Annotated in this window: 17 protein-coding genes; 6 read left to right on the top strand and 11 right to left on the bottom strand. The window is 75.4% G+C overall.

Annotated elements, in window-relative coordinates:
• Nucleotides 1–54: 54 nt before the first annotated feature.
• Both ACFSJS_RS07570 and ACFSJS_RS07575 read right to left on the bottom strand, forming a co-directional pair.
• Nucleotides 55–1,197: an amidohydrolase family protein gene (locus ACFSJS_RS07570; protein WP_380898131.1), complete on the bottom strand. Its 1,143-nt coding sequence runs from the start codon at nucleotides 1,195–1,197 to the stop codon at nucleotides 55–57.
• A gap of 1 nt (nucleotide 1,198) precedes the next feature.
• Complete coding sequence (locus ACFSJS_RS07575) at nucleotides 1,199–1,420, bottom strand: hypothetical protein (protein WP_380898133.1); 222 nt, start codon at nucleotides 1,418–1,420, stop codon at nucleotides 1,199–1,201.
• 242 nt (nucleotides 1,421–1,662) lie between these two features.
• Between ACFSJS_RS07575 and ACFSJS_RS07580 the strand changes: the two genes are divergently transcribed.
• Together ACFSJS_RS07580 and ACFSJS_RS07585 are read left to right on the top strand one after the other, a co-directional pair.
• Complete coding sequence (locus tag ACFSJS_RS07580; RefSeq protein ID WP_380898135.1) at nucleotides 1,663–2,961, top strand: alpha/beta fold hydrolase; 1,299 nt, start codon at nucleotides 1,663–1,665, stop codon at nucleotides 2,959–2,961.
• Between the two features lie 238 nt (nucleotides 2,962–3,199).
• Nucleotides 3,200–5,107, top strand: a complete 1,908-nt coding sequence (locus ACFSJS_RS07585; protein WP_380898138.1) for a calcineurin-like phosphoesterase C-terminal domain-containing protein — start codon at nucleotides 3,200–3,202, stop codon at nucleotides 5,105–5,107.
• 93 nt (nucleotides 5,108–5,200) lie between these two features.
• Here ACFSJS_RS07585 and ACFSJS_RS07590 read toward each other — a convergent pair whose 3' ends face one another.
• From ACFSJS_RS07590 to ACFSJS_RS07610, 5 genes are all read right to left on the bottom strand, one after another.
• Nucleotides 5,201–7,261 carry an RICIN domain-containing protein gene (locus tag ACFSJS_RS07590; RefSeq protein WP_380898141.1) on the bottom strand — a complete coding sequence of 687 codons (2,061 nt, stop codon included), beginning with the start codon at nucleotides 7,259–7,261 and terminating at the stop codon, nucleotides 5,201–5,203.
• Nucleotides 7,262–7,389: 128 nt separating this feature from the next.
• Complete coding sequence (locus tag ACFSJS_RS07595; RefSeq protein WP_380898143.1) at nucleotides 7,390–9,468, bottom strand: beta-galactosidase; 2,079 nt, start codon at nucleotides 9,466–9,468, stop codon at nucleotides 7,390–7,392.
• A gap of 71 nt (nucleotides 9,469–9,539) precedes the next feature.
• A complete protein-coding gene (locus ACFSJS_RS07600) occupies nucleotides 9,540–10,880 on the bottom strand; it encodes an ABC transporter substrate-binding protein (protein WP_380898145.1) in 1,341 nt (446 codons plus the stop codon).
• A 78-nt stretch (nucleotides 10,881–10,958) separates the two neighbouring features.
• Nucleotides 10,959–11,906, bottom strand: coding sequence for a carbohydrate ABC transporter permease (locus ACFSJS_RS07605; protein ID WP_380898148.1), 948 nt, complete (start codon nucleotides 11,904–11,906; stop codon nucleotides 10,959–10,961).
• A 4-nt stretch (nucleotides 11,907–11,910) separates the two neighbouring features.
• Complete coding sequence (locus tag ACFSJS_RS07610; protein WP_380898150.1) at nucleotides 11,911–12,831, bottom strand: carbohydrate ABC transporter permease; 921 nt, start codon at nucleotides 12,829–12,831, stop codon at nucleotides 11,911–11,913.
• A 218-nt stretch (nucleotides 12,832–13,049) separates the two neighbouring features.
• On the opposite strand from ACFSJS_RS07610, the gene ACFSJS_RS07615 reads away from it, so the two are divergent.
• Nucleotides 13,050–14,129 carry a LacI family DNA-binding transcriptional regulator gene (locus tag ACFSJS_RS07615; protein ID WP_380898152.1) on the top strand — a complete coding sequence of 360 codons (1,080 nt, stop codon included), beginning with the start codon at nucleotides 13,050–13,052 and terminating at the stop codon, nucleotides 14,127–14,129.
• 29 nt (nucleotides 14,130–14,158) lie between these two features.
• Here ACFSJS_RS07615 and ACFSJS_RS07620 read toward each other — a convergent pair whose 3' ends face one another.
• The 4 genes from ACFSJS_RS07620 to ACFSJS_RS07635 form a co-directional block, all read right to left on the bottom strand.
• A complete protein-coding gene (locus ACFSJS_RS07620; RefSeq protein WP_380898154.1) occupies nucleotides 14,159–14,425 on the bottom strand; it encodes a Thoeris anti-defense Tad2 family protein in 267 nt (88 codons plus the stop codon).
• 113 nt (nucleotides 14,426–14,538) lie between these two features.
• The gene (locus tag ACFSJS_RS07625; protein WP_380898156.1) at nucleotides 14,539–16,209 is read right to left on the bottom strand and encodes a DUF4139 domain-containing protein; all 1,671 of its coding nucleotides are present in this window, start codon (nucleotides 16,207–16,209) and stop codon (nucleotides 14,539–14,541) included.
• Between the two features lie 8 nt (nucleotides 16,210–16,217).
• Nucleotides 16,218–18,425, bottom strand: coding sequence for a DUF4139 domain-containing protein (locus ACFSJS_RS07630; RefSeq protein ID WP_380898158.1), 2,208 nt, complete (start codon nucleotides 18,423–18,425; stop codon nucleotides 16,218–16,220).
• A 109-nt stretch (nucleotides 18,426–18,534) separates the two neighbouring features.
• On the bottom strand, nucleotides 18,535–19,317 hold the full coding sequence (locus tag ACFSJS_RS07635; RefSeq protein WP_380898159.1) for an NAD(P)H-dependent oxidoreductase: 783 nt from the start codon (nucleotides 19,315–19,317) through the stop codon (nucleotides 18,535–18,537).
• 223 nt (nucleotides 19,318–19,540) lie between these two features.
• Here ACFSJS_RS07635 and ACFSJS_RS07640 point away from each other — a divergent pair, with 223 nt between their 5' ends.
• From ACFSJS_RS07640 to ACFSJS_RS07650, 3 genes are read left to right on the top strand one after another with little or no spacing between them, the layout of a single operon-like run.
• Nucleotides 19,541–20,689 carry a Gfo/Idh/MocA family protein gene (locus ACFSJS_RS07640; RefSeq protein ID WP_380898160.1) on the top strand — a complete coding sequence of 383 codons (1,149 nt, stop codon included), beginning with the start codon at nucleotides 19,541–19,543 and terminating at the stop codon, nucleotides 20,687–20,689.
• Nucleotides 20,686–21,621 carry a DUF6807 domain-containing protein gene (locus ACFSJS_RS07645; RefSeq protein WP_380898162.1) on the top strand — a complete coding sequence of 312 codons (936 nt, stop codon included), beginning with the start codon at nucleotides 20,686–20,688 and terminating at the stop codon, nucleotides 21,619–21,621. Before ACFSJS_RS07640 ends, ACFSJS_RS07645 begins: the two co-directional genes overlap by 4 nt.
• Nucleotides 21,597–22,397 carry a cupin gene (locus ACFSJS_RS07650; RefSeq protein WP_380898164.1) on the top strand — a complete coding sequence of 267 codons (801 nt, stop codon included), beginning with the start codon at nucleotides 21,597–21,599 and terminating at the stop codon, nucleotides 22,395–22,397. Before ACFSJS_RS07645 ends, ACFSJS_RS07650 begins: the two co-directional genes overlap by 25 nt.
• Nucleotides 22,398–22,405 lie beyond the last annotated feature (8 nt).

Consider the following 22,405-nt stretch of genomic DNA (forward strand, 5'->3'; position numbering starts at 1 on the left):
GGCACCGGGCGGGCGCCGAGCGGGAGCCCTCCGCCCGCCGGGCGCAGCCCCCGGTCACCCGCCCAGCCCGTACACCCGCCGGGCGTTGCCGGCGCAGACCAGGGCGGCGACCCGTGCGGCGTCCTCGCGCGACCAGGCTCCCCCGCCGGTCCACTCCTCCAGCAGCCGCACCAGCGCCTCCCGGAAGAGCGCCGCCCCCGTCACGTACAGCTCGGGCAGCCCGTAGGCGTCGGTGGAGAACAGCAGCTTCCCGAACGGGGCGAGCTCCAGCGCCTCGGCGAGCACCTCCGCGGCCCGTGCGCCGGTGTGGTTCACGGAGAGGCCGACGTCGGCGTACACGTGCGGGTAGGCGTGCGCCAGGTAGGCGGCGTGCCGGTGGTAGGGGTAGCCGTGCAGCAGCACCAGCCGGCACCCGGTCGGCCGGACGGCCCGCACGAAGCCGGTGAGCAGCAGCGGGTCGCAGCGGTCCAGCCGCAGGTCGGGATCGCCGAATCCGGTGTGCAGCTGGAGCGGCAGACCGGTCCGCGCCGCCGACCACAGCAGGTGGCGCAGCAGGACGGGGTCGGCCACCCGGTCCCCGGAATCCCGCGCGGCCAGCCAGCGGCCCGCCGCCGCCCGCACCTCAGAGGCGGCCGGCGGTCCGGGCTCCAGATCCAGTCCGTAGCGGTAGGCCGCCACCGACTTGAAGCCCACCGCCGTCCCCGCCGCCCGCTCCACGGCGCCCTCCAGCGCGGCCAGGAAACCGCCGGCGGAGCCCGCCGCGTCGGCGGCCCGCTCGGCCAGCCGCTCCAGCCGCACCACCTCGTGGGCCCGCGCCCCGCCCGCCGCCGCCAGTTCGCCGGGACCGGTCAGGTCCGCGGTGGGACCGGTGTCCACCAGGTACTCGCCGATGCCGTCGGCCCCCAGCAGCCGCCGGCCGGCCTCGTGGGCACCCAGCTCGCGGCGCCGCGCGGTGTACGCGCCGGGCGGGCAGTGGGGCTCCAGGTCCAGCAGCGGCGGGCACCAGCGGCGCACCGCGAACCCCAGCTGGGTGTCGAAGAAGGAGGTGCCCGGCGCGGCGGGCGCGTCGGACTCGGTCAGGTACGAGGCGAACGCGTCGTCGTCCAGGTCCTCGCGCACCACCCCGTGGCAGTGGTGGTCCACCAGCGGCGGCAGCTCCCACGCGCCGCCGTCCGGCCCGCGGTGCCCCCGCGCCACGTCAGTACCTCCCCCGGGCGGCGGCCGCGATCCCGCGCGGCCCGATGCCCTCGAACAGCGCGGTCCCGGCCCTGCGCGCCGCGGCGGAGGCGCCGAAGCACTTCACCTCCGCGTTGCCCGCCCGGGGCGGGACGGTGCCGCGGGCCCCCTCAGCCGCCAGCCGGACGGCCTCCTGCCGGGCACGCCGCCGGGCCCGTTCGCGCTCCGGTGCCGCCGTCTCCACGATCCGCCTCCTCGGGTCCCTCCTCCTCGGCCCGCCCCGGTGCCGGGCGGCCCTGGGGCGATCATGACGCAGCCGCGGGCCGCCGCCCCCGCATCCCGCGGGCCCGCCGCGCCGGGACACCCGTTCGGCCGGACCCGTTCGGAGGGGGCGGCCCTGGCGGCGGGCCGGGCACTGCGTACCGTGCGGGGCGGACGGCCCGGTCCCGGCCGCCCGACCCGCAGCCCCCGAGGAGCCCGCCCGCCGTGCCCACCGCCTACCGCCACAGCGGACTCGCCGTCACCGAGCACACCCTCGACGTCCCCCTGGACCACGCCCGTCCGGACGGCCCGACGATCACCCTGTTCGCCCGCGAGGTGACCGCCGCCGGGCGGGAGGGGGAGGACCTGCCCCGGCTGCTGTGGCTCCAGGGCGGCCCCGGCCACCGCGCCGAGCGCCCCGACGCCCCCGGCGCCTGGCTCCACCGGGCCCTGCGCGACCACCGCGTCGTCCTGATGGACCAGCGCGGCACCGGCCGCAGCACCCCCGCCGACCGGCACACCCTCGCGGCCCACCCGGACCCCGCCGCCACCGCCGGGTACCTGGCCCGCTTCCGCGCCGACGCCATCGTCCGCGACGCCGAACTGCTGCGCCGCCATCCGGCCGCCGGCGGCGAGCGGGACCGCCCCTGGACGGTGCTCGGCCAGAGCTTCGGCGGATTCTGCGCCCTGACCTACCTCTCCCTGGCACCCGAGGGGCTGGAGAAGGTGATGATCACCGGCGGCCTGCCGTCCCTCACCGCACACGCCGACGACGTCTACCGCGCCGCCTACGCCCGCGTCCTGGACCACAACGCCCGCTACTTCGAGCGTTACCCGGGCGACCAGCGCCTGCTGGACGAGGTCGCCGCCCACCTAGCCGGGAACGACGTGCGGCTGCCCACCGGCGAGCGCCTCACCGTCCGCCGCCTCCAGACCCTGGGCGTCCTCCTGGGCGCCGCCGCCACGTTCGACCGGCTCCACTACCTGCTGGAGACCGCGTTCGTCCCCGGCCCCCGCGGCCCCGAGCCGTCCGACCCCTTCCTGCGCGCGGTGGAGTCCGCCGTCTCCTTCGCCGAGCACCCCCTGTACGCCGTCCTCCACGAGGCCGTCTACGCGCAGGGCGGCCGGCCCACCGCCTGGTCCGCGCACCGGGTGCGCGAGGAGTTCCCCGCCTTCGACGCCTCCCGCGGCGGACCGCTGCGCCTCACCGGCGAGATGGTCTACCCCTGGCACTTCGAGGAGGACCCGGCGCTGGTACCGCTGCGGGAGGCCGCCCACCTGCTCGCCGGGCGCACCGACTGGCCCCCGCTGTACGACCCCGACCGGCTCGCCGGCAACCGGGTGCCGGTCGCGGCCGCCGTCTACCACGACGACATGTACGTCGACCGCGAGCAGTCCCTGCGCACCGCCGCGCACGTCCGCGGCCTGCGCGCCTGGATCACCGACGCCCACGCCCACGACGGCGTGCGGGTGGACCCCGGCGTGTACGACCGGCTGCTGGCCATGGTCCGCGGCGAGGCGTGACGCCCCGGCCCGCGCCCGCCCCGACCGGGCCGGGAGCCGCCGTACCCGGTGTCCCTTCTGCCCCTCCTGCGGTGTTCGGGTCCGATGGAGTCCCGCGGTCCCCCGACGCGTCGCCTTTCCCTCGCGCGCAGTTCAGCTCCGGCGGCCAGTGTCTTCGGGCACCGGCCGTTCGCGGCCGGCCTCCCCGCCGGGGAGGCGACGTCACGTCAGCGGAAGACCAACGGAGGTGTCAGGAGCAGTGTCCCTCTCTCGCCCCTCGTCCACGCCGGTACGCGCCGGGATCGCGGTGCTCGGCGCGATGGCGATCGCGGGCTCCACGCTCACCGCCCTGGCCGTGCAGACCGCGGTCGCCGCTCCCGCGGCCGCCGCACAGGCCGAACGCAACGACTGGGACGCCGAGGCCTACCGGGGGCAGGTCGAGGTCGTGCCCGCCGACCGGTCGGCCGGCGGGGACCGGCAGACCCTCACCGGCCGGGTGTTCCTCGACGGCGACCGCGACAGCCGCAGCGACCGGCGCGAGCGCGGCGTGGCCGGAGTGGTGGTCTCCAACGGCCGCGACGTGGTGACCACCGACCGCCACGGCCGCTACGAGCTGCCCGCCTACGACAACATGACGGTCTTCGTCACCCAGCCCGCCGGCCACCAGGTGCCCGTCGACGAGCACAACGTCGCCCAGTTCCACTACAACCACCTGCCCGCCGGCTCGCCCGAGCTGCGCTACGGCGGCATCGAGCCCACCGGGCCGCTGCCCGAGGCCGTCAACTTCCCGCTGGTCAAGAGCAAGGCCACCGCCTCCCGCGAGCAGCACTGCGTCATCGCCGGGGACCTGCAGACCTACGACAAGGAGGAGGTCGGCTACGCCCGCGCCGGAGCCATCGCCGACCTGTCCCGGCGTCACGACTACACCGGCTGCGGCGCCCTGTTCATCGGCGACGTGGTGGGCGACGACCTCTCCCTGTACCCGGACGTCAAGGAGTTGACCGCCGAGCTCAACGGCCCGGTGCGCTTCCTGCCCGGCAACCACGACCTCGACTACGACGCGAAGAGCGCCGAGCACTCCTTCGACACCTTCCGGGCGCAGATGGCCCCGGCGTACTACTCCTACGACGTCGGCCGCACCCACGTCATCGCCCTCAACACCGTGCGCTACCCGTGCACCCCGGACGTCGACAACGCCGACGGCCTGCACGCCAACTGCAACGACCCGCAGAACAGCCCCTCCTACAACGGCCGCCTCGACGAGCGGCAGCTGGAGTGGCTGGAGCGGGACCTGGCGAAGGTCCCCTCGGACCGGCTGGTCGTCGTGGCCGGGCACATCCCGCTGCTGACCTACGCCGACGAGGGCAGCGCCCGGCACCAGGTCGACCAGGTCCGCGAGGTCTACGACCTGCTGGAGGGCCGCAGGGCCGTCTCGGTGGCCGGCCACACCCACTCGATCGAGAACATGAAGACCGGCGACCTGTTCAAGGGCTGGCGCGACCTGTTCGGCGTCGAGGGCCTGCCCTTCCCGCACATCACCGCCGGCGCCGTCTCCGGCGACTGGTACTCCGGGAAGCTGACGGAGAAGGGCTACCCGGTCGCCGTCGGACGCGACGGCGCCCGCCCGGGAGTCCTGACCCTCGACATCAAGGGCAACACCTTCAGGGAGCGCTTCACCCTCACCGGTGAGAGCGACGACGTCCAGATGCAGCTCGGCGTCAACTCGCCCACCTACCGCCAGTGGTACCTCGACCGCCAGGCCTGGAACAGGAACCGGCAGGGCGAGGCCCCCGAGCTGGGCGACCCCACCGTGGTCAGCCGGGACGACCTGGCCGGCACCACCTGGCTGACCACCAACTTCTGGATGGGGTCGACCGGTTCCAGGGTGCGGGTCAGCATCGACGGCGGCCGGGCGCGCGAGGCCGTGCGCACCCAGCAGGCCCGCGGTGAGGACCAGCTGGTCGGCCCGGAGTGGTCCGACCCGCACGCGGTCGCCCAGCAGCTGGTCCACGGCGGCAGCGTCGCCGACCGCACCATGCACCTGTGGCGGCTGGAGCTGCCCGCCGGCCTCGAGCCGGGGACCCACCACGCCAGGGTGACCGCGACCGACTCCCACGGCCGCACCTTCACCGACACGCTGCGGTTCACGGTGGTCGAGGAGCGCTGACCGCCCGCACCCGGCCCACCGGCCCCGGGGCCGCCGTCCGCGGCGGCCCCGGGGCTCCGTCCTCCTCCCGGGCGGGAAGGAGGAGCGGGACGGTCAGCCGCGCGGACGCGCCGTGTCCGTGAGGGTCCAGCGCTGGTTCGGCCCGGAGTTCGGCGGCCAGACCGAGACCGCGGCCCCCTCGTGCGTCGCCTGCCCGGCCACCTCCAGCAGCCGGCCGCCGACCGCGTTGACCAGCGTCCAGGAGCCGTCACCCGTGGTGGACGCGATCCACTGGGCGGCGGGGTCGCGGCGCCGGTCGTCCTCCAGCACCAACCGGCCGTCCCGGACGGCCAGGCGGCGGCCGTCCGCCGCGCTGGTGAGCGTGTGGCGCCGGCGGTTGTCACCGGCCCGCGGGTCCCCCGGGAGCGGCTCCAGGCGCCACAGCTGGTCGGTGCGGGCCGGGTCCGCGGCGCGGATCACCACGCCGGTCCCGTCACCGGAGACGGTGAGCGCCTTTCCGCTCTGCACGCCGCCCAGCCGGTAGGCGTGCCCCGTGCGGATCGCCGCGGCGTCCCGCGCCACGCCCGAGACGCCCTCGACCAGGAAGGTGGTCACCGACTCGGCCGGCACGGTGTACGCGGCGCGGCGGTCGGCGACGCGGACCGGAGCGTGCCGCACCAGCGCGCCGTCGGCACTGGTCACCACCGGGGTGACCGTGGCGTCCCGCGCGACACGGCCGAACTTCGCCAGGTCCAGGGTGACGGTCCGCGGTCCGGCGGAGTCGTTGACGTGGACGACCGTCGCGCCCCCGCGGCCGACCGCCGCGGCGCTGGAGGCGTCGTCGACCTTCACCAGCCGGTCCCCGGGGCGGATGTGGTGGGTGAAGTTCCGGGCGGTGTCGAACTTGGTGTTGGTGCGGATCGGGCAGGTCTCCAGGGTGTCCCCGGCCGTGCAGTCGAACGGGAGCTGGATGCTGCCCCAGTTGCCGCCCTGCGGGAACTCGCCCCCCGGCTTCATGTTGTCGTGGTCCTCGACGGGCTGCCAGAACACCCAGGCGGACGGCTCCAGTTCGCGCAGGTCGTCGACGATGTGCCGGGCGAGGCCGAGCCCGGGCGCCATGGACTCGAAGTCCTGCCGCCCCTCGCCCCAGTCGCCGCCCACCTCGCTCATCCACAGCGGCTTGCCGGCGGCCTTGGCCAGGTCGCGGGCGGTGGTGCGGCCGCCGGTGCCGTAGGTGTGGACGTTCAGCTGCGCGACCTTCTCGCGCACGTCCTCCGGATAGGACTCCCAGTTGCGCGCGAAGAGGGTGGGGTTGGTCTCGTCCATCGCCGAGATCACGGCGCCGGTGCCGGCGTCCTCCAACTCCTTCGCCAGCGCGCGGACGACGCGCTGCTGGAGCTCGGGGCCCATGTGGGCGCCCTCCTGGCGCCCGCCGACGGGTTCGCCGTCGGGGCCCAGACGGGTGCTCCAGTAGGGGGTGTTGGGCTCGTTGAACGGGTCGATGGTGTCGACGTCGATGCCGTGCGCCTCCTCCAGCCGCTCCACCGCGCCCACCAGGTAGGCGGCGAAGTCGTCGACGGAGTCGCTCCTGAGCTGGTCCGCGTTCGGGTCGAAGCCGCCGGAGACGTATCCGCTGACGGTCATGAACCACGGCGGGGAGTTGCCGAACGCCTCCCAGTGGTCGACCTCGTCCTTGACGCGCTCCACCCACCAGCGCTGGGTGCGGTCCGCGCCGGAGTTCCAGTCGGCCGGGTCGTCGGCGCTCCACCAGGCGGTGTCCTCGCGGGTGGTGCCCTCCGGAGCCCGCCACCAGCCCTCCACGGCGCCTCCGGCGCGCAGGTAGTCCCGCACGTCGGGGGCGTTGCCGCCGCCGACGTTGTAGCGGGCGATGTTCAAGGCGAGGCCGTCGTCGCCGAAGACCAGGTCGGCGAGGCGCTCGCGGATCTCGTCCGGGTAGTCGCCGGTGGCGTTGGCGAACCACACCAGGCTGGTGCCCCAGCCCTCGAACTCCCGGTGCGCGTAGGACGGGTCGGGGGTGACCGTGACGGCCTGCGGCGCGGCGGCCGGACGCGCCTGGGCCCGCGGCGCCGGGCCGGCCGCCAGGACCGCGCCCGCGGTGAGGGCGGCCGCGCCCAGGACGGCCGTCAGGCGCCGGGTCGTGCCGGGTGGTGTCATCTTCGGTCCTCTCGTGTCGGTCGTGCGGGCGTGCCCGGTGCGTCCGGCGTGCTCGACGCGCCCGGTCCTCCGGGGCCGGTGGTCCGCCGGCCCGCCGGGCGGGGCCGGGCGCTCCGGCCCCGCCCGCCTCACCCGCCGGCGGCCTCGTCCCCCGGGCGGGCGGCCCGGCGCAGGACGGCCACACCGCGCGGGGCCAGGACGAGCCGGTCCCCTCCGCCGCCGTCCGCGGTGCGGGCCGCGAGCACCTCGCCGGTGACGCCGGCCAGCTCCACCGGCTCGTCGGTGCGGTTGACCAGGAACCAGTACGCCTCGCCGTCCCGCTCGCGCACCGCCAGCTCCACCCGCCCGCGGGCCGGCCCGGGCAGTTCGCTGTCCACCCCCGCGGCGTCGAGCAGCCGCGCCAGGACGCCGGCCAGGCCGTCCGGACCGAGCCGGGTCGAGACGTACGCGGCGGAGCCGCCGCCCACCGGGCGGCGGGTGATCGCCGGCCGCCCGGCCTGCTCGCCGGTCCGGTAGGAGGCGAGCACCTCCACGTCGGGGCCGGTGGCGGTGATGCGGTCCGTCCACAGGGTCCCGGTGGTGCCGTCGTCCAGCTCGACGGACCCGCCCTCGGGCAGGGGGTCGAACTCCTCGACGCGGATGCCGAGCAGGTCGCGCAGCGGACCGGGGTACCCGCCGAGCCAGGCGTGGTCGTTCTCGTCGACGATCCCGGAGAAGTAGGTGGTGACCAGGTGCCCGCCGCCGGTGACGTAGCCGGTCAGCTCCTTGGCCAGCTCGCCCGGCACCATGTGGAGCACGGGCGCCACCACCAGCTCGTAGCCGCCCAGCTCCGTGCCCAGGGGGACGACGTCGGCCCGTACCCCCAGGGCGAGGAAGGCCGAGTACCAGTCGAGCGCCTCCTGCCGGTAGCGCAGCAGGTGGGTGGGGTGGGAGTCCTGCTCGGCGGCCCACCACGACTGCCAGTCGAAGACGATCGCCGCCCGCGCGGGGGAGCGGTCCGAGCCCACCACCGGCGCGAGGTCGCGCAGGGTGCGGCCCAGGTCGGTGACCGCGCGGAACACGGCGCTGTCGGAGCCGGCGTGCGGCACCATCGCCGAGTGGTACTTCTCGGCGCCGGCCGCCGACTGGCGCCACTGGAAGAAGCAGACGGCGTCGGCGCCGTGTGCCACGTGCACCAGCGAGTCGCGGGCCAGCTCGCCGTCGCGCTTGGCCCGGTTGACCGGCTGCCAGTTGACGGCGCTGGTGGAGTGCTCCATGAGGAACCACGGGCGCCCGCCGGCGATGTTGCCCGTCAGGTTCGCCGAGAACGACAGCTCGTCCAGGGCCTGCGGGCCGGGCCGCACGTAGTGGTCGTTGGAGACGAAGTCCACCTCCGCCGCCCAGTCCGCGTAGTGCAGGGCGCGGGACTCGCCGGTGACCATGAAGTTGGTGGTGACGGGCACGTCCGGGGTGATGCGGCGCAGCACCTCGCGCTCGGCCCGCAGGTGGTCCTTGAGCGCGTCGGAGGAGAAGCGCTTGAAGTCCAGCTGCTGGGTGGGGTTGGGGTGGGAGGCGGCCAGCCGGGGCGGCAGGACCTGCTCCCAGTCGGTGTACCGCTGCGACCAGAACGCCGTGCCCCAGGCGTGGTTGAGGCCGTCGAGGGTGCCGTAGCGGGCGCGCAGCCAGGCGCGGAAGGCGTGGGCGGCGTCGTCGGAGTAGTCGTAGGCGTTGTGGCAGCCCAGCTCGTTGTTCACGTGCCAGGCCACCAGCGCGGGGTGGTCGCGGTAGCGCTCGGCCAGGGCGGTCACCAGGCGCAGCGCGTGCTCGCGGAAGACCGGCGAGGTGGGCCGCCAGTGCTGGCGGGCGCCGGGCCACAGGGTCTCGCCGGTGCGGGTGACGGGCAGCACCTCGGGGTGGGCGGCGGTGAGCCACGGGGGAGGGGAGGCGGTGGCGGTGGCCAGGTCCACGGCGATGCCGTGCTCGTGGAGGAGGTCCATCACCTCGTCCAGCCAGCCGAACTCCCAGCTGTCCTCGGCCGGTTGGATGCGCGCCCAGGAGAAGATCGCCAGCGAGACGATGTTGACGCCCGCCTCGCGCATCAGGCGGACGTCCTCGTCCCACACCTCGCGCGGCCACTGGTCGGGGTTGTAGTCGGCGCCGTAGGCGAACCCCGGCGCGGTGCCGTCGTCCGGGCGGCGCAGCATCGGGGGCAGGGGGAGGTGGGTCATGGGGACTCCTTCCGGGAAGGGGGAACGTGCCGGACGGCGGGTGTGCGGGTGGGGCGGGAGGCCGGCGGTGTTCACTCGTCGACGGTGAATCCCTGCTCCCTGCCGTACTCGATGCAGGAGCGCTGCCAGGCCTTCAGCCCCTCGGACAGCGGCCTGTCGGAGACGTAGGCCTTGCCGACGGTGTCGTTGAAGACGGCGTTCGCGTAGACCTGGTAGGGCAGGTAGTTCCAGCCCTCGGAGACGTCCGCCGAGGACTGGGCGAATATCCGGTTGGCCTCCTGGCCGCCGAAGTACTCGAACTCGGTCCCCAGGAACTCCTCGGACTCCAGGTGCTCCGTGGTGGCGGGGAAGGCCCCCGCGTCGACGCGGGTCCGCACCCCGTCGCCCGTGGTGGCGTACTGGACGAAGGCGTAGGCCAGGGCCTCGTTCCCGCTCGCCTTGGGGATCGCCAGCCCGCTGCCGCCGTTCTCCGCGCTGCCGGTGGCGCCCTCCTCCCACTGCGGGAGGGGGGCCACGCGCCAGGAGCCGGATCCCTTCGGCGCGCCGGACGCGAAGTTGGCGGGCATCCAGGCCCCGGCGGGCAGGGTGGCGATGGTGCCGTCGGCCAGGCCGCGGTACCACTCGTCGCTCCAGGAGGTGACGGGCGCCAGGAGGTCCTCGTCGAGCAGTTTCTGCCAGGTCTCGGCGTACGCCGTGGAGCCCTCGTCGGTGAAGTCGACCGTCACCTCGGTGCCCTCGGTCCGGTAGGGGCGGCCGCCGGCCTGCCAGATGAGGCTGGTGGTCAGTCCCGGGTCCCCGGTGTCGTTGGTGATGTGGACGTCCGGGTCGGCCTCGTGCAGGGCGCGGGCCGCGTCCACGTACTCGTCCCAGGTGGTGGGCACCTCGACGCCGTGCTTGTCGAAGACGTCCTTGTTGTAGAACAGCGCCATCGGGCCGGAGTCCATGGGCAGTGCGTGGACGCCGCCGAAGGCCCGCACCGCGTTCCACGGTCCGGGCGCGAAGGTGTCGCCCAGGTCGTCCGCGCCGAGGGGCGAGAGGTCGTGGACGGCTTTGGTCAGGGCGAACTGGCCCAGGGCGAAGTACTCCACCTGCGCCACGTCGGGTGCGCCGGAGCCGGCCGATATCGCGTTCTGCAGCGCGGTGTAGTGGTCGTTGCCGGTGCCGGCGTTGACCAGTTCGACGTCGACCTCCGGGTACTTCCTCTCGAAGTCGGCGGCGACCTGGTTCAAGGTGGGCTCCCACGTCCACACGGTGATCGAGCCGCCCTCCGCCAGGGCCGACCGGACGTCGGCGGCGGAGACTCCCCGGAGGGTCTCGTTCTCGCTTCCCCGGTCTCCGCACGCGGTCGTGCCGAGGACGGCGGCGCACAGCAGACCCACACCGCGCAGCAGGCGGCGCGTCGTGACGGTCATGGGGTCCTCACTTCGTTGTCGGACGGGAGGGAGGGGAGGGAGCGGCTGGTGCGGGGCGCGGCGGAGGGGCCCAGGGCCTCACTCCTTGACGCTTCCGGCGGTCAGTCCCGACTGCCAGTACCGCTGGAGCAGCAGGAAGGCGGCGATCAGCGGGACGATAGTGAGCAGCGAACCGGTGATCACCAGGTCGAAGACGGCCTCGCCGCCGGCCGTGGAGGCCTGGGAGTTCCAGGTGTCCAGGCCCAGTGTCAGCGGGTACCAGTCGGGGTCCTTGATCATGATCAGCGGCAGGAAGTAGTTGTTCCAGGTCGCGACCATGGTGAACAGCGAGACCGTGACGATGCCGGGGCCCAGCAGCGGCAGGGCGACGCGGAAGAAGGTGCGCACCTCGCCCGCCCCGTCGATGCGGGCGGCCTCCATCAGTTCGGTGGGGACCGCGCCGGCGGTGAAGACCCACATCAGGTACAGGCCGAAGGGCGAGATCAGCGACGGGACGATCACCGCCCAGGGGGTGTTGGTCAGGCCCAGCTCGCTGAACATCAGGAAGGTGGGGACGGCCAGGGCGGTGCTCGGCACCGCGACGGCTCCGATGACCACGGCGAGGACCGCGCGCCTGCCGGGGAAGGCGAACTTCGCCAGCCCGTAGCCGCCCAGGACGGCGAGGAACGTGGCACCGCCCGCGCCCAGCACGACGTACAGGACCGTGTTGAGCAGCCAGCGCACGAAGACGCCGTCGTCGTAGGCCAGCGTCCGGGTGATGTTCTCCCAGAGGGCGAAGTCCCCGTCGAACCACAGTCCGAAGGAGTCGAACAGGCCCTCCTGGGTCTTGGTGGCGTTGATGGCCAGCCACGCCAGCGGCACCAGGCTGTAGAGGAGCACCAGGCCGGTGAGCGCGGTGAGCGCCACGCTGCGGCGCGGGCGGTCCGCCGAGTGGCGGCGGCCGCGTCCGCGCGGCCGCGGTGCGGGGCGGGTGCGGCCGCCGGGGGCGGGCCGGGCGGTGGACGGGGTGGGGGCCGGGGCGCTCATCGCGTCACCCCTCCTTCCGCATGCCGCGCAGCTGCACGGCGTAGGCGACGGCCATCGTGATCAGTCCCATGACGACCGCGACGGTCGCCGCGTAGTTGTGCTGCTGTCCGGAGAAGGACAGCGAGTAGGTGTAGAAGTTGGGCGTGTAGTCGCTGGTGATGGCGTTGGGCGCCACGTCCTGGAGGATGCTGGGCTCGTTGAAGAGCTGGAAGCTGCCGATGACGGAGAAGACGGTCGCGATCACCAGGGCGCCGCGGAGGGCGGGGAGCTTGACGGCGGTGATGACGCGGAACTGGCCGGCTCCGTCGATCTCCGCGGCCTCGTACAGGGAGCGGGGCACCACCCGCAGCGCCGAGTAGAGGATCAGCATGTTGTAGCCCGTGAACTCCCAGGTCACGATGTTGCCGATGGCCGCCAGCACGAGATCGGGGGAGAGCGGGTCGGGGAGGGAGACGCCCAGGGCGTCGTTGACGTCGCCCAGCAGCCCGATGCGCGTGCCGTAGATGAAGCCCCACATCAAGGTGGCGACCACGGCGGGGACGGCGTAGGGCAGGAAGATCGCCATCCGGAAGAAGTCCCTGCCGTACAGCCGACCGCTGTCGACGGCCAGGGCCACCAGCAGGGCGATGCCCAGCATGATCGGCACCTGGACGGCGAGGAAGAGCGCCACCCGGCCGACCCCTTCCCAGAACCGGGGGTCCTCCAGGGCCCGCCGGTAGTTCTCCAGGCCCACGAAGATCGTGCCGCCGATCATCCGGTCCCGGAACAGGCTCAGGTAGAGCGAGTAGCCGATCGGTGCCAGGAACACCAGGCCGAAGACGGCCATGAAGGGGCCGACGAAGCCCCAGCCCGTCCAGGCGCGGGCGCTGCCGCGCCGGCGCCGCGGTGCCGTGGGGCCCACCGTTGCGGGCAGTGGCGTCGTCATGGTCGTCTCTCGCCCCTCGTCTCGCTGGGTGCCCGCCGGGCCGGCCCGGCCGGCGGAATCGAACGGCGGTGATGTTTGCGTGAACATCACCGTTCCGCCAGGGTCGGGACGGAGGAATGTTTACGTAAACATCGATTGGCGTGATGTCTACACTGCACCGGTACGAGGGTCAAGGGGTGCGGCGGAGGTCCGGCCCGGAACGAGGGGGCGCAGACTCGATGGACGGCATCGCTCAGACCGCGCGGGGGGACGGCGGCCCGGCGGCCCCGGACGGAACCGTCCCGGCGCGCCGCAGGCGGGGCGCGTCCATGGCGGACGTGGCCCGGTTGGCCGGTGTGTCCGCGCAGACCGTCTCCCGGGTCTCCAACGGCTATCCGGGCGTCACCGAGGGGACGCGGCAGCAGGTGCTCGCCGCGATGCGGAAGCTCGGCTACCGGCCCAACAGCGCCGCCCGGGCCCTGAAGCGGGGCGAGTTCCGCACCATCGGCGTCATCCTCTTCAACCTCTCCACGACCGGCAACGTCCGCACCCTGGAGGCGATCGCGTCCTCGGCCGCGCAGGAGGGCTACGCCGTCACGCTCCTGCCGGTGGCCGTGCCCACCCGGGACGAGGTGCGGGGCGCCTTCACCCGGCTGGGAGAGCTCGCGGTGGACGCCGTCATCGTGATCATGGAAGTCCACCTGCTGGACGCCGCCACGGTCTCCCTGCCGCCCAACGTGCAGGTCGTGGTGGCCGACTCCGACGCCGGCGACCGCTACAGCGTCGTCGACACCGACCAGGCGGGGGGTACGCGCGCGGCCGTGCGCCACCTGCTGGACCTCGGGCACCGCACCGTGTGGCACCTCGCCGGTCCGCAGGAGTCGTTCGCGGCGCAGCGGCGCGCCGCCGCGTGGCGGGCCACCCTGGAGGAGGCCGGGTGCGAGGTGCCCGTGCCGGTACGGGGCGACTGGTCGGCGGAGTCCGGCTACCGGGCCGGGCTGCGGCTCGCGGCGGAGCCCGGCTGCACCGCCGTCTTCGCCGCCAACGACCAGATGGCGCTCGGCCTGCTGCGCGCCCTGCACGAGACGGGCAGGTCCGTGCCGGAGCAGGTCAGCGTGATCGGCTTCGACGACATCCCCGAGGCGGGCTCGTTCGTGCCGCCGCTGACCACCGTCCACCAGGACTTCGCCGAGGTCGGACGGCGCTGCGTCCAGGGGGTCCTGCGGCAGATCCGCGGCGAGGCGGCCGAGCGGGGTACGACGCTGGTTCCCACGCGCCTGGCCGTCCGGCGCTCCACGGCCCCGCCGCCGGGACGGTGACCGGCGCGGCGCCCGCCGCCGGCGGGGCGTCAGGCCCCGCCGGCGGAACCGGGCTCGGCGTCGACGTCGTACCAGTCGTTTGCCAGCAGCCCGGCGTGCGAGGGCTGCACCCCGGCCTGCACCGTGCCGTCCGCGGTGACGAACCGCAGATGGGCGGCGAGTCTGCGGCTGCGCCCGTCCGGCGAGACGCAGACCGACTCCGGCTCCAGGTAGACGTACTTGCCGGGCTGGATCCAGCCCCGGCGGGCCACCCGGCGACCTTCCCTGAGTAGCTCCAGTGCTGCGGAGAAGTCCATGCCGCCGAGCCTAGCCGCCGTCCCAGGAGGCCTTGAGGAGGCAACGGCGCATGTGGTAAAGGCGATTCGCCGTGGCCGCCGTGGTGCGTCGCCGCCCGGGACGGGACCGCGGGTCACAGGCCGACGACCCCGGCGCCCGCCACCACCTCGTACTCCAGCGTGATCTCGCGCCGCCCGCCGGGCGGCAGCCGAAGCGTGTACCGCACCATGCCCTCGGCGTCGACCCCCTCGTCGGGCTCCGGACTGCACGCCTTCCCGCGCAGCCGCACCTCGACGGCGGAGACCTCGGAGACCGGGACCCGCTCGCGGACCACGACCTCGGCCGCCTCCCCGTCCGGCGAGCGGTCGAGCCGCGAGACGAACAGCCGCACCGTCCGCCTGACCACCGTGCGCCGGCCGACCCCGGCCGGACCCGCGGTGTCGCGCCGCTCCTCGACGCGGCGCACCACCCGGTAGGTGTCCTCGCTGCCGAAGGCGAGCCGGACCTCCTCGCCGAGCCCGGCGAACGGCAGCTCGCCGCGCCCGGTGAACCCGCTGCCGCGCACCAGGTCGACCGGCCCGGCCAGCAGCACGTGGCCGGCCTCGTTGGCCGACACGGCCACCTTCGCCACCAGCGGCGACAGCTCGGGAGCACAGGTCGATTCGGTGCGGCACGGCGCGGTGAAGGCGGACAGGGGCACCCGGTGGGGGCGCCCGTCGGAGACGACGGTCACGGGCCGCGGGGCGGCCAGCACCCGCACCTCGCCGCCGTCGGCGAGGCCGGGCAGCTCCGCCGGACCGGCGCCGCCCCCGCCGGGCCCCTCCGGCTCCGCGCCGGCCGAAGGCCCGCCGACCGTGCGGACCTCCTCCTCGCGCAGGTCGACCTCGACCGTGCGCCGCTCCTCGGCCGTGCGGTCGCGCAGGACGAGCGTGTCCTCGGCCAGGGCCGGGGGGCTCGCGGCGAGGGTGGGGCGGGCGGTGGACAGAGACAGCCGCACCCCGGCCCAGTCCTCCCCGGTGCGCTGCCACACCACCGCGTCGGACTCCAGACGCACCGACCGCTCGTCCTCGGCCAGCGTCGCCCGGTAGGCCGGCCGCCACAGGGCGCAGGGCACCAGATGGACCACGCGCAAGGTGGCGGACCCGGCCCGGTCGGCCTCGACGACCACCTCCACGGCGGCCGTCAGCTCCGCCGGCTCCTCCTCCGTGCGCCGCAGGGTCTCGCGGGCCTGCTCCAACTCCTCCGCCAGGCGGCGCACACGGCGCAGCAGCAGCCGCAGCTCCTCCTCACGCCCGGCGGCCTCCGCGTCGATCCGGAGCAGCCCCTCCGTCCAGCGCTCCGGGTCGGCCTCGCCCGCTCCGGCGCCCTCGGTGACGTCGCGGTACAGATCCGCCCGGGCCTGGCCGACGATCGCGAGCCGGCTCTCCAGCCGCTCACGCAGCAGGCTCGCCTCCCGCGCCTCCGTCTCCAGGGTGTGCACCCTGCGGCGGAGGGCGGAGGCGTCCTCGCCGGGGCCGCCCGGACGCGGGGGCTCGTACGCGCGCACCACGCGGGCGTCGACGACCCGCGCGCCGGACGCCCCCGAGGCGGCCGCGGCGAACTCCGCGCGCAGGGAACGGTCCACGGCCAGCGGCGTCACCGGTCCCACGAGCAGCCGCTGGGTCCCCGCGGTCAGCTCCACCGCCGCCTCCCGCTCCACCTGGGCGCGGTCCTCCATGCACGTCACGGCGGTGACGGGCAGGGGAACGGGTTCCCGGTCCGCGTCCGGCCCGGTGGGGGCGGCCGGCGGCGTGGTCTCGGTCATGGCGTGCCTCATCCCCTCCGGTTCCCGCCGACCAGTGCCCTGCCCGCCGGTATCCGGATCTCGTATCCGCCCCTGAGCACCGTGGTGTGCCCCGGATCCAGCTCCACCCGCCAGATCCTGGCCCCGCGCACAGGGCCGCCGGCGTCGCCGGAACCTGCGTCGTCGAGCGGGCCGGTGGGCGCCGTCCAGGGCGGCGCGGCCCGGTGCTCCTCGATCCGCACCTCCTTCTCGGTGCTCACCGGCACGCGCTCGCGCACCTCGACCACCACCCGGTGCGGGAGGCGGTTGGCCAGCTCCACCTCCACGGTGTGGTCGAGCACCGTCGTTCCGCCGCGCAGGCCGGCCGTGGACTCGCGCAGGTGCGTGCGCCGCGCGGCCCGCACGCTCTCCACCGCGCCGATCCCGACCCGGCGGCGCTCTCCGGGGGCGAGGGTGGGCAGCGGTGCGGTGAGGACGAACTCGTCCCCGACGGTGACGTCGACGGGGCCGGCCAGCAGGGCGTGGTGCGAGGTGTTCGCCAGCAGCACCGTGCCGTACACCGTCTCGTCCACCGACGGGACGCACACGTACTCCGGCACCGCCTCCACCGGGACATCGCAGACGGGGACGGTGTGCCAGGCGCCGTCGGCCGCCACGTCGACCGGCGCGGCCGTGTCGTAGCGGTGGTGGAAGGAGCCCGCCGAGCGCCGTACGTCCACCGTGTGGGAGGGACGCCCCTGCCGGGCCACGGCCTCGGCCGGCCGCCGCCGCCCGGCGTCCCCGGCACCCGTCCCGTCCGGTGCCGGCCGCAGCCGTCCGCGCCGGACGGGGTCCTCCGGGCCGGCCAGTTCCAGCCGGGAGTAGTCGAGCATGTCGGTACTCGGGCCGGGCGGGGGAGCGGCCCGCGGGGGTACGGGGCCGCCCGCCACGGCGGCCGGCGCCTGGGCCGCCCCGTACCCGGCGAACCCGAACTCCGCCGTGCCCGCCGTGTGAGCGGCACCGGGAGCGGCGGCCGGGGCGGGGGCTCCGGCCGCCGCCCCGGGCGGGGGCGGGGGCGGGACCGCGCCGGCCAGGGGCGCCGCGACGGGCATCGCCGCACTCCCCGTCCGCGGCGATGGGGCGGCGCCCCCGGCACCCCTGGCGGCTCCGGCACCCCCGGCGGCCCCGGCCGCCGCGGGACGGGACCGGGTGCGGGGGTCCGGCGCCGCGGCGGCGTCGTACCCGGAGAACAACTCGTCCAGACCCGGCGGGGGTTCGCGCCAGCCCCGCGCCTCGGGCTCCTCCTGGCGGCGTCCGATCCGCAGCGACCGCAGCCGGGGGACACCGGCGGGGCGCAGCAGGTCGGCGGTGGACAGACCCAGCCGCACCCCCGCCCAGTCCTCACCGGTGCGCTGCGCCACGCAGGCCCGCAGCACCAGTGTCCCGCCGGGGGCGGTACCCGTGCCGCCCAGCCGCAGCCGGTAGACCGGCGACCACGTCGCCCCGGGGACGCGGTACTCGACCTCGACCTCGACCTCGACCTCGGTCTCCGCGCCCTCCTGCCCGCCGTCGTCCGTGTCACCGCCGCCGGTACCGCCGCCAGCGCCCCCGGCCAGTGTCAGGACGGCGGTGACCGACTCCCGCGTCCGCCCGGTGGACAGCGCGCTCGACACGCCCTCCAGCCGGACCGAGAGCACGTCGGCCTCGTGCTCGGCGTCGCGCAGCTCCTCCTCCGCGGAGCGCAGCCGCTCGTGGAGGAGGGCCAGCCTGCCGTCCAGGAAGTCGGCCAGGGCCAGCAGGGACTCCACCGGCGCCCGGCGGGGCGGGTCGCCGCGGCGGGGCTGGGGCGGGACGGCGCGCAGCGCGGCCACCTCGGCGATCTCCGTCCTGAGCCCGTCCCGTCTCGACCGCAGCCCGTCCACGCGGTCGCGCGCCTCCTCCCACGCCAGGCGCAGACGCGGCAGCTCGCCGTCCGGCCGGGGCCCGGCCGCCCGCGCCACCCGCACGTCCGTCACCCGCAGCCCGGGGGGCCCGGAGACGACCCGGCCGCGCAGCGAGTGCCCGTGCACGGTGACCGGCAGCCCTTCGACGAGGACCCGTACGCCCGCTCCCGGAGGTGACGGAGGGCGCGTGGGGAGGACGCAGCGGGCCCGCCGCACGCACACGGCCCCCGCCGGGTGCACCACCACGGACTCCAGTCGGGACGCCACGCGCGGCGCCGCCTCCGCACCGCGCTCCGTGACCGGCTCGGCCGCCATGTCTCCCCCTCACCCGCTCGCCCGCCAGGTGACCGCACCCTATCCGCTGGACGGGGGAGCAGGACGGGCCTGTGGACGACTCCGTCCGGCCGCCCCCACCCGACCGGGGTCACGGGGCGTAGTGCACCCCCAACCCCGTGGCCCCCGGCGCGAGGTCGGGGCGCAGGACGAGGTCGTCGTCGTAGTCGCCGCCGTTCTGGAACCGGAACGGAAGGGGCTCGGTGTCCCCGATGGACGTGACGCGCTCGCGCAGCAGCGCCGCGGCCTCCTCGTACTCCCGCGGCGGCAGCCGGTCGGCGCCGTACACCGCGACCGGGGGCAGGACGGTCATGCCGGTGTACCACAGGGTCCCGTGCAGCAGCGGGAACAGGACGTGGTCGAGCCAGCCGTTGATGCCGCGGGGGCCGAGGGCGGGCTCGGGCGAGCCCGCGGTGACGACGACCAGGGCGCGCTTCCCGGCCAGCAGGCCCTGCCCGTAGCGCAGGGTGCGGCCCGGATGGCCGGGATCGGTGACGCCGTAGGCGTACCCCTTGACGAAGACCCGGTCGAACCAGCCCTTGAGGATCGCGGGCATCCCGTACCACCACAGGGGGAACTGCAGGACCACCGCGTCGGCCCAGTCGAGCTTCTCCTGCTCGGCGCGTATGTCGGGGCTGAGCGTCCCGTCGCGGTGGGCGCGCCGGGACGCGGAGGTGACGATCAGCCGGTCGTCCGACGGCCCCGGCCGCTCCCCGAAGTCGTCCCGGTCGACGGTCGGCTTCCACCCCATGGCGTACAGGTCGGAGTGGCGGCAGTCGTGGCCGGCGTCGGCCAGGGCGCGGACCCCCTCGTCGCGCAGGGAGCCGTTGAGGGACCGCCGTTCGGGGTGAGCGAACACCCACAGCACGTTCATCGAAGATCCTTTCGGTCGTTGCCTCCGGCTGCCTCCCCGCTCTCCGGCCGCCTCAACCGCCCGGCCGCCCCAACCGCCCCGGCCGTCCCGGCGGTCCTCCGCCGTCCGCGCCGCCTCCGCGGGATCGCGGCGCCCGGCCCCCTTCCGGATCACCGCTCCGGCTTCTAGGGTCCTCCGTGGCAAGCGCTTTCCATCGCATCGACCCCGAAGGAGCCGGACCTCCATGCCCCCATCCACCACCCCGCCCCTGCGCGCCGCCGTCATCGGCACGGGGGCCATCGCCACCGGCGGCCACCTGCCCGCCCTCAGGGCCCACCGCGGCGAGGTCGAGCTGGTCGCCGCCGTCGACGTGGACGCCGGACGGCTCGACGCCTTCCGGGCCGAGGCCGGCGAGGGCGTGGCGGGCTACACCGAACTGGGCGAGATGCTGGCGCGGGAACACCCGGACCTGGTGCTCATCGGCACCCCGCCCGCCTTCCACCGGGAGCAGGCCGTGGCCGCGCTGCGCGCCGGCGCCTGGGTGCTGTGCGAGAAGCCGCTCTGCCTGTCGCTGGCCGAATACGACGCCATCGCCGCCGAGGAGGGCGCGGACGGCGGCCCGTACGCGGCCGTCGTCTTCCAGCACCGCCACGGCTCCGGCGCCGTCCACGCCCGCGACCTGCTGGCCTCCGGGGCGCTGGGCAGGCCGCTCGTCGCGCACTGCCAGACCACCTGGTACCGCGACACCGCTTACTACGCCGTTCCCTGGCGCGGTCGATGGGCCACCGAGGGCGGCGGCCCCACCATGGGCCACGGCATCCACCAGACCGACCTGCTGCTGCACCTGCTCGGCGACTGGACCGAGGTGCGCGCCATGGCCGGGCGCCTGGTGCACGACGTGGAGAGCGAGGACGTCTCCACCGCGCTCGTCCGCTTCCGCAGCGGCGCCATGGCCACCGTCGTCAACAGCGTCCTGTCCCCGCAGGAGACCAGCCGCATACGGATCGACTGCACCGACGCCACCGTCGAGCTGACCCACCTGTACGGGCACACCAACGACGACTGGGTCTACACCCCCGCCCCCCACGTCGCGGACGCCGCGGACGCCGCGGAGCGCATCAGCGCCTGGCGCACCCCCGCCGCGGACCTGCCCAGCTCGCACACCGCCCAGCTCACGGGCGTGCTCGCCGCCCTGCGCGACGGAGTGCGCCCGCCGGGCAGCGGACACGACGCGCGCCGGACCCTGGAGTTCACCGCCGCCCTGTACAAGGCAGCCTTCACCGGGCTGCCCGTGCGCGCCGGCGAGATCGGGCCCGGCGACCCGTACTACACCGCCATGCACGGCGGCCACCCCGACTGGGCGCCGCACACCCCCGCGAAGGAGAACCGGTGAGCGCACCGATCACCCTCACCCACACCCACGGCGAGCGGATCTCGGCCGCCTGCGGCGGAGTCGAGCTGATGTCGTACGTCTACCGGCCCGACCCGGACCCCTTCGAGTCCCGCAAGCCCTACGCCCATCCGCTGCGCACCCTGTCCGGACACGTCGTCACCGGCTACCGGCCCAGCGACCACCGCTGGCACAAGGGCCTGCAGATGACGGCCAGCCACCTGTCCGGGCAGAACTTCTGGGGCGGCAACTCCTACGTCCACGGCCGCGGCTACCTGCCGCTCCACGACCGCATCGGCCGCATGCGGCACGACGCCTTCGACACCGTCGACGCCCGCGGCGACCGCGCCTCCTTCACCGAGCGCCTGACCTGGGTCGAGAACGGCGGCGAGGAGTGGGCGCGCGAGACGCGCACCGTCGAGGTGCACTCCGCCGAACCGGAGGAGGGGGCCTGGGCGCTGGACTGGTCGATCCGCCTGCTCAACACCCGCACCGAGGCGCTGCGCTTCGGTTCCCCGACGACCGCCGGCCGGGAGATGGCCGGCTACACCGGACTCCACTGGCGCGGTCCGCGCGACCTGACGGGCGGCGACGTGTTCGGGCCGGACGGACGCGGCGGACGGGGGGAGGCCGGGGCCGCGGGGATGATGGGCACCCAGGCGCCCTGGCTGGCGTTCACCGGGCCGCGCGACGGCGCGGACGCGCACAGCACCCTGGTCTTCGCCCACGCCCCGGAGAACGACGGCGCGATCCACGCCTCCCACTGGTTCGTGCGCTCCGAGCCGACCCCGGTCGTCGCCCTCTCCTGGGCGTTCTTCGAGGAGTTCGAGCTGCCGCCGGGCGAGGAGTTCGCCTACCGCTACCGGGTGGTCGTCGCGGACGGGGCCTGGGACCGCGACCGGGTGGAGGCATGGCTGGGAGCGCACGGGTGGTGAGCGCGGCGGACGGGGAGCGGCCGGACGCGGCGGGAGGCGCCGCCCCGCTGCCGGGCGCGGTCGGCCTCTCCCACGTCGGTGCCTACGACTGGGAGGCCGCCGACGGCGTCCGCGGCGGCAGCCCGCACCTGCACCTGGTGTGCACCGAGGCGTACGTCGTCACCGCCGGGCGCGGCGCCGTGCAGACCCTCACCGCCGGGGAGGGCTGCCGCGAGACGGACCTCGCCCCCGGCGCGGTCGTCTGGTTCACCCCCGGCACCGTGCACCGCATGGTGCAGCACGCGGGCCTGAAGGTCACGGTGCTGATGGAGAACGGCGGCCTCCCCGAGGCGGGGGACGCCGTGTTCACCTTCCCGCCGGAGGTCCTGGCCGACCCCGAGCGGTACGCGGCGGCCGCCGCCCTGCCCGCCCGCCGCGGGCCGGCGGCGGAGGAGGCCGCCCGGCGCCGGCGCGACCTGGCGGTCGAGGGCTACCTGGTGCTGCGCGACGCGCTCGCGGCGGGCGACGCCGGACCCCTGCGGGAGTTCCACCGGGCCGCCGCCCGGCTCGTCGCCCCACGGATACCGGACTGGGAGCGCCTGTGGCGGGCCGGTCCCCTCGCCGCCGCGGAGCGCACCGGCGGCCGGCTCGCCGCGCTCGCGGCGGGCGACGCCGGCCACCTGGCGGAGGCCGGGGTCAGGGCCACGGGCCCGACCCGGCGCGGCGGCTACGGGATGTGCGGGCGCCGGGAGGAGTACGAGATCCCCGGCGCCACCCTGCCCTACGGCGGCGAGTGAGGGCCGGC

It is taken from the genome of Streptomyces desertarenae (assembly GCF_042681365.1).
Taxonomy (GTDB): domain Bacteria; phylum Actinomycetota; class Actinomycetes; order Streptomycetales; family Streptomycetaceae; genus Streptomyces; species Streptomyces desertarenae.

What these genes read in the sequence shown, in the direction of transcription:
- ACFSJS_RS07595 (WP_380898143.1), bottom strand. Translation starts at nt 9,468, where the DNA reads ATGACCCACCTCCCCCTGCCCCCGATGCTGCGCCGCCCGGACGACGGC.
- ACFSJS_RS07650 (WP_380898164.1), top strand. Translation starts at nt 21,597, where the DNA reads ATGGCTGGGAGCGCACGGGTGGTGAGCGCGGCGGACGGGGAGCGGCCG.
- ACFSJS_RS07620 (WP_380898154.1), bottom strand. Translation starts at nt 14,425, where the DNA reads ATGGACTTCTCCGCAGCACTGGAGCTACTCAGGGAAGGTCGCCGGGTG.
- ACFSJS_RS07630 (WP_380898158.1), bottom strand. Translation starts at nt 18,425, where the DNA reads ATGGCGGCCGAGCCGGTCACGGAGCGCGGTGCGGAGGCGGCGCCGCGC.
- ACFSJS_RS07605 (WP_380898148.1), bottom strand. Translation starts at nt 11,906, where the DNA reads ATGAGCGCCCCGGCCCCCACCCCGTCCACCGCCCGGCCCGCCCCCGGC.
- ACFSJS_RS07635 (WP_380898159.1), bottom strand. Translation starts at nt 19,317, where the DNA reads ATGAACGTGCTGTGGGTGTTCGCTCACCCCGAACGGCGGTCCCTCAAC.
- ACFSJS_RS07640 (WP_380898160.1), top strand. Translation starts at nt 19,541, where the DNA reads ATGCCCCCATCCACCACCCCGCCCCTGCGCGCCGCCGTCATCGGCACG.
- ACFSJS_RS07625 (WP_380898156.1), bottom strand. Translation starts at nt 16,209, where the DNA reads ATGACCGAGACCACGCCGCCGGCCGCCCCCACCGGGCCGGACGCGGAC.
- ACFSJS_RS07610 (WP_380898150.1), bottom strand. Translation starts at nt 12,831, where the DNA reads ATGACGACGCCACTGCCCGCAACGGTGGGCCCCACGGCACCGCGGCGC.
- ACFSJS_RS07590 (WP_380898141.1), bottom strand. Translation starts at nt 7,261, where the DNA reads ATGACACCACCCGGCACGACCCGGCGCCTGACGGCCGTCCTGGGCGCG.
- ACFSJS_RS07615 (WP_380898152.1), top strand. Translation starts at nt 13,050, where the DNA reads ATGGACGGCATCGCTCAGACCGCGCGGGGGGACGGCGGCCCGGCGGCC.
- ACFSJS_RS07600 (WP_380898145.1), bottom strand. Translation starts at nt 10,880, where the DNA reads ATGACCGTCACGACGCGCCGCCTGCTGCGCGGTGTGGGTCTGCTGTGC.